Origin of the sequence: Archangium violaceum (genome assembly GCF_016887565.1) — a bacterium.
GTDB lineage: Bacteria > Myxococcota > Myxococcia > Myxococcales > Myxococcaceae > Archangium > Archangium violaceum_B.
Genome location: NZ_CP069396.1, coordinates 9,236,896 through 9,253,242 on the forward strand (window position 1 = coordinate 9,236,896; position 16,347 = coordinate 9,253,242).

Sequence of the window (16,347 nt, forward strand, 5' to 3'; positions counted from 1 at the left end):
CGCGGGACAATCCGGCTGTTGTCTCCCTGACGGGAAGCACCGAGAGCCGGGACGAGCGTGTGCGTAGTGGGTTGACTGAAACAACGAACCCGCCATCAGCCAGGGCTGGCGGCGGGCGCGCTTCTCTAACAGAACCACTCCGGGCGGTGCAAGCTTCGCAACGCCCGGTGTGGGTCAATGAACGGCTGCCGGGCAGCCGGGGGGCCTAGACGCTCGCCTCGTCGGCGGCGCCGTGGCACTTCTTGTACTTCTTGCCGCTGCCGCAGGGGCAGGGATCGTTCCGGCCCACCTTGGGACCGCCGGCGGGACCGGTGGCCTGACGGGGGGCGGCCGCACGCGGGGCGGCGGGCTCGGCCAGCTTGCCCTCGGCGTCCGCGCGACCCTCCTGCATCTGGCGCTGCCGCTGGACCATCTGCCGGGCCAGCCGGGCCGCCTCCTCGGCGGCGGCGGAGGCGCCCTTGGCCTGCACGCGCATCATCTGGCTCACGAACTGCGAGCTGATGGCGCCGAGCATCTGCATGAAGCCGTTGTAGCCCTCCTTCTTGTACTCCTGCTTCGGGTCCTTCTGCCCGTAGCCACGCAGGCCGATGCCCTGGCGCAGGTGGTCCATCGCCAGCAGGTGGTCCTTCCACAGCGTGTCGATGGTGACCAGGTAGCGCACCTGGAGGAAGCGCAGGAACTCCTCGCCGAACTCCTCCTCGCGGGTCTGGATGACCTTCTCCGAGGCCTTGTAGATGTCCTCCTGGATCTCCTCGCGCGAGCCGGCCTTGAGGAAGGACAGCTCCAGGTTGAGCGTCTCCTTCACGCCGCGCGAGAGCGCCTCCAGGTCCCACGAGGCCGGGTTGCGCGACGGGCAGTAGGTGTCGGTGAGGGTGACGATGACGTCCTCCACCGCATCCAGCGTCATCTCCTTGAAGTCCGCCCACGAGATGGCCCGCTCGGTGCGCACCTTCACCCGCGTCTTCGGCTCCTCGTCGTACTCGACGAGCGGGATGCCGGCACCGGCGGCCAGCACCTTGCGGCGCAGCTTGTAGATGGTGCGCCGCTGCTGGTTCATCACGTCGTCGTATTCGAGCAGGTTCTTGCGGATGTCGAAGTTGTGACCCTCGACGCGGCGCTGGGCGCTCTCGATGGCGCGGCTGAGCCACACGTGCTCGATGACCTCGCCCTCCTCCATGCCCAGGCGCTCCATCAGGCCCGAGATGCGCTCGGACCCGAAGATGCGCATCAGGTCGTCCTCGAGCGACAGGTAGAAGCGGCTGCCACCGGGGTCACCCTGGCGGCCGGCGCGGCCACGCAGCTGGTTGTCGATGCGGCGCGACTCATGGCGCTCGGTGCCGATGATGAACAGACCGCCGGCCTGCGTCACCTCCTCGCGCTCCTTCGCCGTCTGCTCCTTGAACCGGGCCAGCGTCGCCTCGAAGCGCTGCTTGTGCTCGGCGAGCGCCGCCTGGTACGCGGTCAGGTCCACCGTCTGGCCATCCGCCGCCGGAGGAGGCGGCGGCTGGGGCTCGGGACCCACCTCGGCCTTGGCCATCACCTCGGGGTTGCCGCCCAGGAGGATGTCCGTACCGCGACCGGCCATGTTGGTGGAGATGGTGACGGCGCCCTTGCGGCCCGCCTGCGCGACGATGTCCGCCTCGCGCTCGTGCTGCTTCGCGTTGAGCACGTTGTGCGGGATGCCCTGCTTCTTGAGGAAGCCGGCCACCACCTCGCTCTTGGCGATGGACACCGTACCCACCAGCACCGGCTGCCCCTTCTTGTGCAGCTCCGCGATGTCCTTGGCCACCGCCTCGAACTTCTCGCGCTCCGTCTTGTAGACCACGTCCTGCAGGTCCTGACGGACCATGGGCCGGTTGGTGGGCACCACCCGGACCTCGAGGTTGTAGATCTTCGCGAACTCCTCGGCCTCGGTGTCGGCGGTGCCGGTCATGCCCGAGAGCTTGGAGTACATGCGGAAGTAGTTCTGGAACGAGATGGTCGCCAGCGTCTGGTTCTCGTTCTCGATCTTCACGCCCTCCTTGGCCTCGACGGCCTGGTGCAGGCCGTCCGACCAGCGGCGTCCGGCCATCAGTCGGCCGGTGAACTCGTCGACGATGACGACCTCGCCGTCGCGCACCACGTAGTCGCGGTCACGCTTGTAGAGCGTGTGGGCGCGCAGCGCCTGCTCCACGTGGTGGAGCGTCTCGATCTCGCTGGGGTCGTACAGGTTGCCGATCTTCAGCCGCTGCTGGAGCTTCTCGATGCCCGAGTCGGTGAGGGACACCGACTTGTGCTTCTCGTCCAGGATGTAGTCCTGGTCCGGCACCAGCCCGGGGATGACCTTGTCGACGTTGTAGTACTTGTCGGTGGTGTCCTCGGTGGGGCCCGAGATGATGAGCGGGGTACGGGCCTCGTCGATGAGGATGGAGTCCACCTCGTCCACCAGGGCGTAGTTCAGCTCGCGCTGGACGTAGTCCTGCAGGCGGAACTTCATGTTGTCGCGCAGGTAGTCGAAGCCGAACTCGTTGTTCTGCCCGTAGGTGATGTCCGCCCGGTAGGACTCCTGGCGCTGACGGTCGTTCAGCTCGTGGAGGATGCAGCCGGTGGTCATGCCCAGGAAGCGGTGCACGCGGCCCATCCACTCCGAGTCGCGCCGGGCCAGGTAGTCGTTCACCGTCACCACGTGCACGCCGCGGCCGGACAGGGCGTTGAGGTACGAGGGCAGCGTGGCGGTGAGCGTCTTGCCCTCACCGGTGCGCATCTCCGCGATGCACCCCTGGTGCAGGAACATGCCGCCGATCATCTGCACGTCGTAGTGCCGCTGGCCGATCACCCGGCGAGCGGCCTCACGCACGATGGCGAAGGCGTCGAACAGCAGGTCGTCCAGCGGGCGACCGTTCTGCACCTCCTGCTTCATCCGTGCCGTGGCGGCGGGGAAATCCTCATCCTTCAGCGCCCGCATCTTGCTTTCCAGCTCGTTGATGCGGGCTACCTTCGGGAGCGCTTTCTTGAGCTCGCGCTCATTCTTCGTCCCGATGATCTTCTTCAGCGTCCATTCGATCATGCGATTCTGACTCTCTCGCCGGAGAATCCTCGATAGGACGCGGCGAGTGAAGGGAAATCCCTGGATTGTAGGTGGGATGCAGGAAGGAAACCACGCGTTTCCCCCGCGTCATTCCACTTGGCAGGCAGCCGTGCGAGAGGCAGGACAGAGTAAAGCGGAACCGAGGCCAAGCAATGCCCTCCCGTAGAAAAGATGCTCGTCGCCCCACGAGGCGCCCGACTCCCCGCCCCCAGAAGGGCACAACCGCCCCCAAGCGGGGTTCTTCCTCCTCATCGAGAGGTGCCGCCCCCCCCAGGGGAGCCACCTCCCGGGGGGCGAAGTCTCCCCCGCCTCCACCGGCGCCCCCCGTCCCACCCCGGGTGAAGCCGCCGCCCATACCACCCGACACCCTCCCCGCACAACCCGGGCGGTGGCTGTGGACCTGCCGCGCCGGTTTCGAACCCCACCTGTTCGAAGAGCTGGCATGGGCGGGGGCATCCCCCCGGATGCTCGGCGAGGTGCTCGTGGAGAGCGAGAAGCGCCCAGCGGAGCCCCCGGCCTTCGCCCGTACGGGCATCCGCGTGGTGGCCTCCTTCCTGGCCGGACAGCCATCCGAGCAGTTGGCGCAGTCGATTGCCTCCCGGGTGACCGAGGCGGTGCCCACCGGCCCCCTCGTGCTGCAGTCCTTCACCCCGGACAGCCCGGCGGGCAACCGGCTGGCCGACGAGGCGGACGCCGTGCTGGAGGCGGTGCGCACGCGCCTGCCCGCCGACCGGCTCCTGGAGGAGACCTGGCGGGCCCGCGAGTCCGGCGCGACGCTCGTCGAGCTGTGCGTGGCCCCGGGGGTGGTGGTGGTGGGCTCGGTCCCCGCGCGGGAGGCGCTGTCGCTCTCCCCGGGTGGACGCCAACGCATGCGGCGCCCGGGCGATGCGGCCTCGCGCGCGGCCATGAAGCTGGAGGAGGCCCTGGTCAGCCTGCCCTTCGAGCCGGGCCGGGGCGAGGTGTGCGTGGACCTCGGCGCGGCGCCCGGCGGGTGGACGCAGCGGCTGGTGGCGCGTGGCGCGCGGGTCATCGCCGTGGATCCGGCGAAGCTGATACCGGAGCTGGCCGGGCTCCCCCGCGTGGAGCACATCCAGGAGAGCGCCTTCGCCTACACCCCGGAGGAGCCCGCCGACTGGCTCTTCTGCGACATGGCCTGGCGGCCCATCGAGGTGGCGCAGCTCCTGGCCAAGTGGGGCCGGCGCGGTTGGGCCACGCACCTGGTGGCCAACATCAAGCTGCCGATGAAGGACAAGAACCCCATCCTCCTGCGCGTGCGCCACATCCTCGTCGAGGAGGGGGGCTGGCAGGCGCTGACCATCCGCCAGCTCTACCACGACCGGGACGAGGTGACCGTCACCGCGCACCGGACGAGCTGAAGTCCCCTGCGCCCGTGGGGCACCCGCGCTAAAGAGCGGCCATGCCCTACGCCATCGACGAAGCCATGGCCACCGCCCTGGTGGCCCTCTACCCCCGGCTCGTGCAGCGCTCGCCCGAGCCGGTGAAGGTCGCCCTCCAGCGCCTGCTCGACGAGGAGCACGCGCGCCGCGGCGTCCCGGACGCGACGGGCGCGCTCAACCCGCTCGCCCTCACCCAGGGGACGCTCCTCAAGGAGGAGTTCGATCTCTCCACCCACGCGCACCACGAGGGCTGGACGCTGGGCGCGCTCCTCGTCGACGTGAAGGGGATGATCCACGTCAACGCGCGCCATGGCTTCCCCGCGGGTGACGCGATGCTGCGGGCCGTGGTGGCGTCGCTCCACGCGCAGCTGACCGGAGCGAAGGTGGTGCGGCTGCAGGGCGACAACTTCGCCGCGCTGCTGGTGCCCACCTCGGGGCTGTCGGTGACGGAGGGGCTGCGCGAGTCCGCCCGAGCCCGGCTCGTGGCCGACGCGCGCGCCGCGCTGCCCACGGGCGCCGAGGCCCCGGACTTCACGCTCGCCCTGCTGGAGCTGACCATCGAGCAGCCCACCCACTGGCAGGTGCTGGGACCCCTCGTGTGGGGCGAGCTCGAGCGCGCCTACACCCTGGAGCGCATGGGGAACGCCGGGGGACTCCAGCGCCGACGGCTTCAGCTCGGAGGGTTCGTCCCGGGACGCACCGAGCCCTGAAAACGCGAAAGGGGCGAGGGTTTTTCGACCCTCACCCCTGCCCTCTCCCAGAGGGAGAGGGAGCGCACACACGGGAGCGGACTACTCCTCGAGGATGAACTTGCGCGGGTTCTGCGGGATGCCGTTGACGCGCACTTCGTAGTGCAGGTGCGGACCCGTGGAGCGGCCCGTGTTGCCCACGTTGGCGATCAGCGCCCCACGCTTCACCCGGTCTCCCGCCTTCACCAGCAGCTTCGACAGGTGGCCGTAGCGCGTCTTGATGCCGTAGCCGTGGTCGATGACGATCACGTTGCCGTAGCCGCCCTCGAGCCCCGCGAACACCACCGTGCCATCCGACGGCGCGTTGACTTCCTTGCCGTGCGGGGCCGCGATGTCCATGCCGCCGTGCGACACGCGCTCGGCCGTGTACGGATCCAACCGCTGGCCGAAGTCGCTCGTCACCCAGCCGCGCGTCGGCCACATGGACGGCGTGGAGGCCAGCAGCGACTTCTGGTCCTGGAAGTAGGCCTGCATCTCCTGGAGGCTCTGCTCCTGGCGCGTGGCCTCGGCGCTCAGCCGATCCAACTTGCCCGCGAGCGCCTTGGGCGACTCCATGCTCGTCAGCTCGGTGAACTGCGTCTCCGCGGCGGGGGCGCCCACGCCGGGCTCCTGCTCCACCGGACCCATGGCCAGGTTGCGCTGGGGATCCGACAGCAGGGTCATCGCGCGCAGCTTCTGGTCGAAGCGCTCCACCCGGTCCAGCGTGGACCCGATGTGCTCGATGCGCTCGCGCACCGTCTTCAACTGGCTGCGCAGCGTCAGGTTCTCCTCACGCAGGATGCGGTTCTCCGCCGCGTCCCGGGCTACCTGGAAGTAGTGGAGCGTGGCCCCGAGGGCCAGGCCCGCCAGCAGCAGAAGACCTCCTCCAATCTGGAGGAACAGGCTCTTCTGCACGCGGTAGCGCTTGACCGGAGACTCGTGGTCCGGGACCACGATCAGGGTGTAGGACTTTTTCGCCAATGACAGCTCCCTTGTGCGCCTTCGCGCTTCGGCGTGCGAACTCGGGACCGGAATCTAGGTCGCTCCCGAGTCAGCCACATCTCCCCACGCCCCGCGGCCCATCCATCCGTTATCCACCGGGCCGATGAAGCCCGATGATACTTTGGGCAGCTACCACCCGACTTCTCAGGGTGTCAAGCAATGACACACGACACCCAACGTTCCACGTCCAGTCCGGTGGAACAATTCCAGGCGCCCTCTCCGAGGGCGCCGCTCAGGCGGACATCTGGACGACGATGACGGTGATGTTGTCGTCTCCGCCACGCTCGTTCGCCAGGTCGATCAGACGCTTGGGGATGTCCGCGAAGTTCCCGGTGGCCTGCACCACCTCATGGAGCTCACGGTCCTCCACCATGTTGGCGAGACCATCCGAGCACAGCAGGAAGACGTCTCCCGGCTCCGCCACCACCCCCATGACGTCCACCTGGACTTCCTCTTCGAAGCCCACGGAGCGGGTGATGATGTTCTTGTAGCGGGAGTGCTTGGCCTCCTCGGGGGTGATCATCCCGGCCTTGATCTGCTCGTTGACCAGCGAGTGGTCCTCGGAGATCTGCTGGATGAGGGGACCCCGGACGAGGTAGGCCCGGCTGTCACCCACGTGCGCGAAGAACGCCAGGTTGTCGCGCACGACGAGTGAGATGACCGTCGTACCCATGCCCGACAGGCGCGGATCCTCCTGCGCGGTGGTGAAGATGGCCAGACAGGCCCTCTCCACCGCCGTGCGCAAGGCATCCGGCAGGAGCGCGTCCTGCAGGTTGGGAGCGGTGACGAACGGGTTGTCCCGGCTGTCCCGGGCCCGTCTGAGCTCCTTGTCGATGGTCTCGACGGCGATGCGGGAGGCGGTACCGCCCCCAGCATGGCCACCCATGCCATCCGCGACGACGTACAGCTGCAGCTCGTCGTCGATCAGGAAGCTGTCTTCGTTGTGATTGCGCTTACGCCCCACATCCGTGAGGCCGGCCGAGACGACCTTCATGCGGGGAGCCGCGGTCTGCCCTGCGGTTCTGGACACGGCGTGGATGCTATGTGAGGGACCTTATCGGAGCAAGGAGGCGTTGCACGTACCTGACTACGCACTGCGCCGCAGCCTGCTCCGGGACCCACCGTCCGGAGTCGGTTCACGCCGGGCCCGGGGGGGTCCGGACGCCCGGTGGGCCGAACGCACCAGGGCCTCGGCCGCGCCCAGTGCCTCGCGCGTGACCTCCACCCCGGACATCATCCGCGCCAGTTCCTGCGTCCGCTCGGAGCCGGCCTCCAGGGACACCACCTCGGAGACGGTGCGCTCGCCCTTGAGTCCCTTGCGGATGAGCAGGTGGGCGTCCGCGTAGGCCGCCACCTGCGGCAGGTGGGTGATGCACAGCACCTGACGGTGGCCGCTGACGTCCTTGATCATCCGACCCACCACGTCGGCGATGGCACCGCTCACGCCCGAATCCGCTTCGTCCAGGATGTAACAACCGCACCCATCGCTGTCCGCCAGCGCACGCTTGAGGGCCAGCAGCAGGCGCGAGGCCTCACCGCCGGAGGCCACCTTGGCCAGCGGCCGGGGCGGCTCGCCCGGGTTGGCGCTGAAGATGAACTCCACCTCGTCCACGCCCTCGGCCTTGAGCTGGGTGCCGGGCGTCACCCGCACCTCGAAGGCGGCCTTGCCCAGCGCGAGCAGCCCCAGGCCCTCGCGCACCTGCGCCCCGAAGGCGACGGCGCACGAGGAGCGCGCCCTCGAGAGGGCCTCGCCACTGCGGCGCGCCCGCTCCTCCGCGGCCTTGCGCTCGCGGGCGAGCTGCTCCAGCACCTCCTGCCGGTTGTCCAGCGTGGACAGCTCCGTCTCCAGCGCGTCACGTTTCTGCAACACGCCTTCCAGGGTGCAGGCGTGCTTGCGGCACAGCCGCTTGAGGGCATCCAGGCGGTCCTCCACCTCGCCCAGCCGGGCCGGGTCGGACTCCAGTCCCTCCACGTACCGGCTGAGCCGGCGCTGCGCCTCCTCCAACTCGGAGAGAGCCGAGCCCAGCGCGTCCGCCACCGGGGCCAGCGAGGCGTCGCACTTGGACGCCTCGTTCACCAGCCCCAGCGCGCGGCCCACCGTCTCCACCGCGCTCGACTCCTCGCCGCCGAGCAACAGCTCCGCCTCGGCGCCGTGCCGCTTGAGCTTCTCCGCCCCGGCCAGCCGGCGACGCTCGGCGTCCAGCCGCACGTCCTCGCCGGGCTCCGGCTCCAGGCGCGTGATCTCATCCAATTGGAAACGGAGGAACTCGGCGCGCTCGCGCAGCCGGGACTCGTCCCCGCCCAGCGCCTCCATGCGCGACACCACCTCCGCCACCGCCGCGTAGTCCCGCCCGTAGGCGGCCAGCTGCTCCTCCAACCGCCCGTACCGGTCCAACAGCACCCGGTGCAGCCCGGCGTCGAAGAGGCTCACGTGCTCGTGCTGGCCGGCGATGTCCACCGCGCCGCGCATGAAGCGGGCCAGCACGCCCACCGTCACCAGCGAACCATTGATGTAGGCCTTGGCGCGGCCATTGCGGCCCACCACCCGGCGCACCAGCACCTCGTCACCGAGGTCCGGCACCCCCAGCTCCTCCATGCGCTCGGCCAGCACCGGGGTGCGCTCGAACACGCCCTCCACCGAGGCCTCCTCGCAGCCCGAGCGGATGGCGTCCGCATCCGCCCGTCCGCCCAGCAGCAGCCCGAGCGCGTCCACCAGGATGGACTTGCCCGCGCCCGTCTCGCCCGTGAGCACGGTGAGACCGGCCCCGAACGTCACCTCCACCTCCTCGATCACCGCCACATTCGAAATGCGCAAGCCCAGCAGCACGGTGCCCTCCTTCCGCCAAACGGCCCGTACCTGAACAACCTAGCAGTGGCCTCTGACACTGCACAAGCGTTCCGTCCCGTGGCTCGTGCGGCAGCTTGCATGCACGGAGGGTGATGTGAGCGGTCGGACTCTCGTGTAGTCCTCCAGGGTCATTCGCCCTGGAACAGGTCGACGATGTCCGCCTCCGTCAGGAGCTTGCCGAAGTCGCCATCCGCGCTGAGAACGCCCGCGGCCAGGTCCTTCTTTCTCCTCTGGAGGCTGAGAATCTTCTCCTCGACAGTGCCGCGGGTAATGAGCTTGTAGCTGATGACCGCGCGCGTCTGGCCGATGCGGTGGGTACGGTCCGTGGCCTGGTCCTCCACGGCCGGGTTCCACCACGGGTCGTAGTGGATGACGTAGTCGGCCGCGGTGAGGTTGAGACCGGTGCCGCCCGCCTTGAGGCTGATGAAGAAGAGCGGGGGGCCGTCCGCGCGGTTGAACTCGTCCACCTTGCCCATGCGGTCCTTGGTGCGGCCGTCCAGGTAGAGGTAGCTCAGCCCGCGCCGGTCCGCCTCGCCCTTGAGCAGCTCCAGCATCTCGGTGAACTGGCTGAACACGAGCGCGCGGTGTCCCTCGGCCACGAGGTCGTCCACCAGCTGGCCGAAGCGCTCCAGCTTCGCGCTGTTGGGCAGCAACGTGCCGGGAGGCATCTTGAGCAGGCGCGGGTCGCAGCACACCTGACGCAGGCGCATCAGCGCCGCGAGGATGGAGACGCGGCTGCGCTTGAAGCCCATCTTCTCGATGGACTCGCTCACCTTGCGGCGGCTCTCCTCGAGCACCTCGCGGTAGAGGGCGGCCTGACCGGGCTCCATCTCGCACCAGGCCACGCTCTCCGTCTTGGGCGGCAGGTCCTTGGCCACCTCCGTCTTCAGACGGCGCATGATGAAGGGCTGGATGCGGCGGCGCAGGCGGTCTCGCACGGCGCCGTCGTTGGCCACCTGGATGGGCTGCTCGAAGCGGTCGCTGAAGCCCTCCGCGCTGCCGAGGAAGCCCGGCATGAGGAAGTCGAAGAGGCTCCACAGCTCGCTGAGCCGGTTCTCCAGCGGCGTACCGGTGAGCGCGAGCCGCGTGTCGCTCGGCAGCGACTTGCAGGCCTGCGCCGTGGCGCTGTCCGCGTTCTTGATGTTCTGCGCCTCGTCGAGGATGACGTAGCGGAAGCCCACCTCGCTGAGCGCCTCCAGGTCGCGCCGCACCAGCGCGTAGGACGTGAGCACCAGGTCCGCGCCCTTGAGGTCCTCGACGCGCTCCTTGCGGTCCTGTCCGTGCCAGACGATCGTCTTGAGGCCCGGGGTGAAGCGCTCGGCCTCGCGCTCCCAGTTGGCGAGCACGCTGGTGGGGGCCACCACGAGCGACGGCTTGCGGCCCTCCTCGTTGGCCACCTTCTGCAGGAGGCTCAGCGACTGGATCGTCTTTCCCAGACCCATGTCGTCCGCGAGGATGCCGGACAGGCCGTGCCGGTGGAGGAACCACAGCCACGACAGGCCCGCCTCCTGGTAGTGGCGCAGCGTGGCCTGGAGACCGTCGGGCACGCCCACCTTGGGCACGCCGTTGGTGTCGCGCAGCTCCGTCATGGCCTTGCGCGCCTTGGCCTCCACCTCGGTGAACTCCCCGAGCTCGACCAGCAGATCCAACGCGACGGCCTGGTGCAGCGGCAGGCGCGTGCGGGTGCGGCCGGGCAGCGCACCGGCCTCCTCCAGGAGGTCCGCGGCGCGCTTGATCTCCGCGATGTCCGCCTCGGCGTAGGTGCCGTCCTTGAGGGGCACGAAGCGCCGGCCCGAGTCGAGCCACATGCGCACCGCGCCCAGGTCCACCGCCTGGTCATCGGTGATGAACTCGGCGTCCAGCTCGAACCAGCTCACCCCGCTCATGCCCACGCGGATGCGCGGCTTGAGCTTGGGCCGCAGGCGCACCTTGGGGGCCTGCACGCCGTAGCGCTCCCAGTCCTCGGGCAGCGACGCGAGGCCGCGCGCCCAGAACTCGATGGCACCATCACCACTGGCCTCGTAGGAGTGCGAGTGGCCGTCGTAGCGCAGCCCCAGCTCCTGCAGGCACTTGCCCGCGCCGCGCTCGAGCTCCTCGCGGCGCCGGTACAGCTTGCGGCCATCCGCGCCCACGCCGCTGGCGTAGCCGAGGTGCGAGGCGTTGGGGGACACGGGGACGGTCGTCTGCCCGTAGCGCGCGGCGAGCTGCACCTTCACCTTCTCGGGAGAGCCCTCGAGGGTGAGCAGGAAGCGGGGCTCCACGGACTCGTCCACGTCGATGTCGTCCGCCTTGAGCGCCATCTGGAAGCGCGGCAGGTGGGCGGCGAAGAACGTGAGCACCCGGTCGAGCTGTCCCACCGGGAAGGCCATGGTGGGCTCCAGCAACCACTTGCGCACCAGGCGGGGCGGCAGGTCCGGCTCCACCTGGTGGAGCGACTGCCCGGAGATGATCCACGTCCGCATGCCCGCCAGCAGGATGATGTCCTTGAAGGCCAGGCTCGTCCCGTCCGGCATGAGCAGCTCGATGCGGGCGGTGGCCCCGTCCGGGCGGGACTCGAGGTGGATCTGCGGCCGCACCGGCTCGTCCGCGTAGATGAGCGCGGTGCCACGATAGATGACGCGGCGCTGGCGCAGGAACTCGAGCAGCTCGCACAGGTCCTCGTCGGACAGGACGATGCGCGAGTCGTACCGGTGCTCGTGCCTGGCGAGCAGGATGAAGATGCGCTCGTCGGCCGGGGCGATGCGGGTGCCGGCCTGGAGCATGCGCTTGACGTGCACGGGCCCCTTCATCTGGGCGTCCTGGCGGCGCACGTCCACCAGCCAGTGCCGGCCACCGGGGCTCGAGTTGGAGGGGGTGAGCCGGTAGAGGAACTCGTAGTCCGGCAGGGCGGACAGGCCCAGCCAGCTCTCCACCTTGGCGAGCGCGGGGAGGCTCACCGCGTCCACCAGGGGATTCTCCCCCTGGACGACGGGCTCCTCCGAGTCGACGACCGGCTCGTCGTCCGCTGGGGGATCGGCGGGAGCGGCCTCTGGCTTGGGGGCCACCTCGAGCTTGGACGCCGCCTCGGCCTTGGGGGCCTGCGCGGCATTCGCGGCGCTCGCGATCATGGAAGCACGCAGGCGGGCGGCGTAGACGAGCGCCGCGGCCACCACGTGCTTGCAGTGCGGCCCGTAGACATTCCAGGACGCGCAGGTGCACTTGGAGGTCGGCTTGCCGTTGCCCACCTCGAGGGCGACTTCATAGCGCTCCTCGGGCGAGGTGGAGCCGGCCACCTGGGCGCGGATGCTGTTGCCCTCGCGTTGGAGGCCGAAGACCCGACGGGTCTCGGCGACTTCGCGGCCCTTCTTGAAGGTGGTGGGCTGGACCTCCGCCTTGAGGGCGCGCAGCCACTGGCCATCAAGCGGGAAAGAGGCGTCTCGTGTGTCGGCGGTGGAGGGCACGTTCTCTCAGGTCCCCGTTCCCCCCGGTACGAGGGGAATCCGTTCGAGTACCACAGACGGGGCATCCTCCGTCGTGGGAAAAATGAAGGGGGGTGGCCGGGCAGTGGGTTGCTCGGTCATCCACCGCACGGCTCGCGGCTGTGCGAGCATCGGCGGTCGAAATGGAACGCCCCAGACGCCCCCGAGTTTTCGTCACCCGACAACTCCCCGGAGACGGTCTCGCCCGGCTGGCCGCTCAGGTCTCACTCCGCGTGTGGGAGGAGCAGTTGCCTCCCCCCCGTGAAGTGTTGCTGGACGAGGCCCGGCGGTCCGAGGGGCTGCTCACCCTGCTGACCGACCGGTTGGACGAGCCCCTGCTCGCCCAGGCGCCCTCCCTGCGGGCCATCAGCAACATGGCGGTGGGGTACGACAACATCGATGTGGCGGCCTGTACAGCCCGGCGCATCCCGGTGGGAAACACGCCGGGCGTCCTCACGGAGACGACGGCGGACTTCGCCTTCGCCCTGCTGATGGGGCTGGCGAGGCGGGTGGCGGAGGCGGACGCGTACGTGCGCGCGGGCAACTGGCGGACGTGGGAGCCGGGTCTGCTGCTGGGCTCGGACGTGCACGGGGCGACACTGGGCCTGGTGGGGCTGGGCGCCATCGGGGAGGCGGTGGCGAGGCGGGCGCGCGGCTTCGGCATGCGGCTGCTGTACGTCAACCGCCGGCCCCGGCCGGACCTGGAGGTGGAGCTGGGCCTCACGCGCGTGGACAAGGCCACGCTGCTGGCCGAGTCGGACTTCGTCTCCCTGCACGTGCCGCTCAACGCGGAGACCCGGCACTGGATGGGACGGGCGGAGCTCGCGGCCATGAAGCCGGGCGCCCTGCTGGTGAACACGGCGCGAGGCCCGGTGGTGGACCAGGCCGCGCTGGTGGAGGCGCTGGCCCGTGGGCACCTGGGCGGCGCCGCGCTGGACGTGACGGACCCGGAACCCCTTCCTCCCGACAGTGCGTTGTTGAATCTCCCCAATGTCCTGCTCGCCCCGCATATCGCGAGCGCGAGCCACGCCACCCGTGGGCGCATGGCGTCCATGGCGGTGGACAACCTCCTCGCGGCATTGGAGGGGCGCAAGCCTCCCCACTGCGTCAACCCGGAGCTCTTCACATGAGCAACTCCCCTCTCTTCGTCCCCGGCCACGACTCCACCCTCCTCGAGGACGTGAAGGCGCGCATCCGAGACGTACAGGACTTCCCCAAGCCGGGCATCCTCTTCAAGGACGTGACGCCGGTGCTCGCGGATCCGCACCTCTTCGGGCGGGTGGTGAACGCGATGGCGGCGCCCTTCCGCGGCCGGCACATCACCAAGGTGGTGGGCGTGGAGGCTCGCGGCTTCCTGCTGGGCGCCCCCATCGCCCTGGCGCTGCACGCGGGCTTCGCCCCGGCGCGCAAGCCGGGGAAGCTGCCCTGGCACACGGTGACGGAGCGCTACGCGCTGGAGTACGGAGACGACGGGCTGCAGCTCCACGAGGACGCGGTGGCTCGCGGAGACCGGGTGCTCATCGTGGACGACCTGCTGGCCACGGGCGGCACGGCGGACGCCACGGCGAAGCTGGTGACGAAGCTGGGGGGCGAGGTGGTGGGCTACAGCGTCCTCATCTCGCTGGACTTCCTGCCCGGACGCGAGCGCCTGGGCCGGGAGAAGGTCTGCGCGCTGATCTCCTACTGAAGCGTGGATCCAACGAGGCCCCCTCCGGGCAATAGAGGTGACCATGACACGCAACCTTGCCTTCGCGGTGCTGCTGCCTGTCACCCTGGCCGCGCTCGGCCTGCTCCCGGCCTGCGGAAGCGGGGGTGACCCGACACCCGGCCCGGATACGGGCTCGCGCGACGCGGGCACGAACGAGCCACCGGACGCGGGCCCCTATGTGGAAGCCTGCCCCGTCGCGGGTGTGGGCTCCGACGTGGACGCGGGCACCGCGCCGGACGCGGGCACCACGGCCGATGCGGGCAGCACGGCCGATGCGGGCTGCTTCCCCCTGACGTGCGCGCGAGTCGAGGCCAACTGCGGCCCGGTGCCCAACGGGTGCGGAGGGACACTCGACTGCGGGACGTGCTCGGCCCCGGAGACCTGCGGCGGCCGCAGCAAGGCCAACACCTGCGCCATCCCAGCCGCCGACCGCTGGTGCAACGAGGACGGCTGGTGCTGGGAGTACCCCGTCCCCCATGGCTACACCCTGTCCGGGGCCCATTTCAGCGCCGCCAATGACGGCTGGGCCGTGGGCGAGGCGGGCCACATCCAGCGCTGGAACGGAACGAAGTGGGCACGCGTGTCGAGTGGGACGAGCACCCACCTCTACGACGTGCACGCCGTGTCCGCCACGGACGTATGGACGGTGGGCAGTGGAGGCATCGCGCTGCACTCCTCGGGTGGAGCCTTCTCTCCGGTCGCCTCGGGCACGAACCAGGACCTCCGCTCCCTCTGGGCCTCGGGTCCGAACGATGTCTGGGCGGTGGGCAACAACGGCACCGTGCGGCGCAACCAGGGCAGCGGCTTCCAGCCCGTGGACGCGAGCACCACCCAGACGCTCAACGGCGTGTGGGGCAGTGGCCCGGGCGATGTCTGGGCGGTGGGCAACGGCGGCACCGTGCGCCACCACGACGGCACCGCCTTCTCCTCCATCGACGCGGGCACCGCCCTGCCCCTCTACGAGGTGACGGGCTCCAGCCCCAGCGACGTCTGGGCCGTCACCTCCGAGGACCCCTGCCTCTTCTGCAACGACTACGGCATCGTCTACCGCGTCAGCACCGCCGGCCTCTCCGAGGCCTTGCACATCGATGACCAGCTCTTCCACGTGTTCGCCGCTGGCCCCTCGGCGGTGCTCACGGTGGGCGAGAGCTCGCGCTACCGCTGGAACGGCGCGGGCTGGCAGAAGACGAGCTCCGGCTACAACGGAGTCGTCGCGGGCAGCGGCCCCAACGACGCATGGCTCCTGGGCGCCAAGGGTCTCACCGAGCGGTGGAACGGAACGCAGTGGACGGTCCAGACTCCGCGCCGCGACTGGGGAGACATCTCCGAGGTGCATGGCAGCGGCGCCACCAACGTGTGGGCGGTGGAGTCCAACAGCGGCAACGGCCGGTTGCTGCACTGGACCGGCGGCGGCTGGGTCGAGCAGCACCTCTTCAGCGGCGCCTTCCCTTCCATCAGCGGCCTCTACGTGGCCTCGCCCACCGCCGTCTGGGTGACCTCCTCTGGCTCCAGCAGTAGCGAGCACCGCATCTACCGGTGGAACGGAACGGCCTTCACGCAGGAGCTGTCCGCGCACTCCAAGAGCCTGCTGGCGCTCCACGGCAGCTCGCAGACGGACGTCTGGGCCGTGGGAGCGGGCGGCATCGCCCTGCACAACGATGGCTCCGGCTGGGGCTGCCAGCCCACCGGAACGGGCGCGACACTTCATGACGTCTGGGTCCAGGGCCCCTCGCTGGCCATCGCGGTGGGAGCGTCGGGCACCGTCCTGCGCTGGAATGGCACCTCCTGGTCCACGATGCTCTCTGGCACCCGCGCGGAGCTGAGGAGCGTCTGGGGCAGCGGGCCATCGGACATCTGGGCCGCGGGCGCCAATGGCACCCTGCTGCACTACAACGGCGCCGTCTGGCTCTCGGTGTCCAGTGGCACCACGGCCACCTTGAGCTCGCTGTGGGGAGTCTCCTCGTCGGCGGTGTGGGCCGTGGGAGAAGACAGCACGCTGCTGCGCTACGACGGGTCGCGGTGGACCGCCGAGAGCACCGGCACCCGGCGTTCCCTGCAAGGCGTGTGGGCCGCCTCCCCGTCCGATGTCTGGGTCGTGGGCGAGTCGGCCATCCTGCACAAGCCCTGAGCGCATTTCCC

Annotated in this window: 10 protein-coding genes; 5 read left to right on the plus strand and 5 right to left on the minus strand. The window is 69.8% G+C overall.

Annotation, left to right across the window (positions count from 1 at the left end; genetic code table 11):
* Positions 1-205 precede the first annotated feature (205 nt).
* Positions 206-3,046, minus strand: coding sequence for a preprotein translocase subunit SecA (gene secA, locus JRI60_RS36860; RefSeq protein ID WP_204220600.1), 2,841 nt, complete (start codon positions 3,044-3,046; stop codon positions 206-208).
* 374 nt (positions 3,047-3,420) lie between these two features.
* Here secA and rlmM point away from each other — a divergent pair, with 374 nt between their 5' ends.
* The gene (rlmM, locus tag JRI60_RS36865; protein ID WP_204229250.1) at positions 3,421-4,443 is read left to right on the plus strand and encodes a 23S rRNA (cytidine(2498)-2'-O)-methyltransferase RlmM; all 1,023 of its coding nucleotides are present in this window, start codon (positions 3,421-3,423) and stop codon (positions 4,441-4,443) included.
* 41 nt (positions 4,444-4,484) lie between these two features.
* The gene (locus tag JRI60_RS36870) at positions 4,485-5,174 is read left to right on the plus strand and encodes a diguanylate cyclase domain-containing protein (RefSeq protein WP_204220601.1); all 690 of its coding nucleotides are present in this window, start codon (positions 4,485-4,487) and stop codon (positions 5,172-5,174) included.
* An 81-nt stretch (positions 5,175-5,255) separates the two neighbouring features.
* Here JRI60_RS36870 and JRI60_RS36875 read toward each other — a convergent pair whose 3' ends face one another.
* From JRI60_RS36875 to JRI60_RS36890, 4 genes are all read right to left on the minus strand, one after another.
* Positions 5,256-6,173, minus strand: a complete 918-nt coding sequence (locus JRI60_RS36875; protein ID WP_204220602.1) for a M23 family metallopeptidase — start codon at positions 6,171-6,173, stop codon at positions 5,256-5,258.
* Between the two features lie 253 nt (positions 6,174-6,426).
* Complete coding sequence (locus tag JRI60_RS36880) at positions 6,427-7,188, minus strand: Stp1/IreP family PP2C-type Ser/Thr phosphatase (RefSeq protein WP_204229251.1); 762 nt, start codon at positions 7,186-7,188, stop codon at positions 6,427-6,429.
* 93 nt (positions 7,189-7,281) lie between these two features.
* Entirely contained in the window at positions 7,282-9,021 is a 1,740-nt protein-coding gene (recN, locus tag JRI60_RS36885) for a DNA repair protein RecN (RefSeq protein WP_204220603.1), read from the minus strand.
* A gap of 149 nt (positions 9,022-9,170) precedes the next feature.
* Positions 9,171-12,482: a DEAD/DEAH box helicase gene (locus tag JRI60_RS36890; protein WP_204220604.1), complete on the minus strand. Its 3,312-nt coding sequence runs from the start codon at positions 12,480-12,482 to the stop codon at positions 9,171-9,173.
* Positions 12,483-12,643: 161 nt separating this feature from the next.
* On the opposite strand from JRI60_RS36890, the gene JRI60_RS36895 reads away from it, so the two are divergent.
* The 3 genes from JRI60_RS36895 to JRI60_RS36905 are packed head-to-tail and all read left to right on the plus strand — an operon-like array spanning position 12,644 to position 16,336.
* Positions 12,644-13,630: a 2-hydroxyacid dehydrogenase gene (locus JRI60_RS36895; RefSeq protein WP_204220605.1), complete on the plus strand. Its 987-nt coding sequence runs from the start codon at positions 12,644-12,646 to the stop codon at positions 13,628-13,630.
* On the plus strand, positions 13,627-14,187 hold the full coding sequence (locus JRI60_RS36900; protein ID WP_204220606.1) for an adenine phosphoribosyltransferase: 561 nt from the start codon (positions 13,627-13,629) through the stop codon (positions 14,185-14,187). Before JRI60_RS36895 ends, JRI60_RS36900 begins: the two co-directional genes overlap by 4 nt.
* A gap of 43 nt (positions 14,188-14,230) precedes the next feature.
* A complete protein-coding gene (locus JRI60_RS36905; protein ID WP_204220607.1) occupies positions 14,231-16,336 on the plus strand; it encodes a WD40/YVTN/BNR-like repeat-containing protein in 2,106 nt (701 codons plus the stop codon).
* Positions 16,337-16,347: the final 11 nt, after the last annotated feature.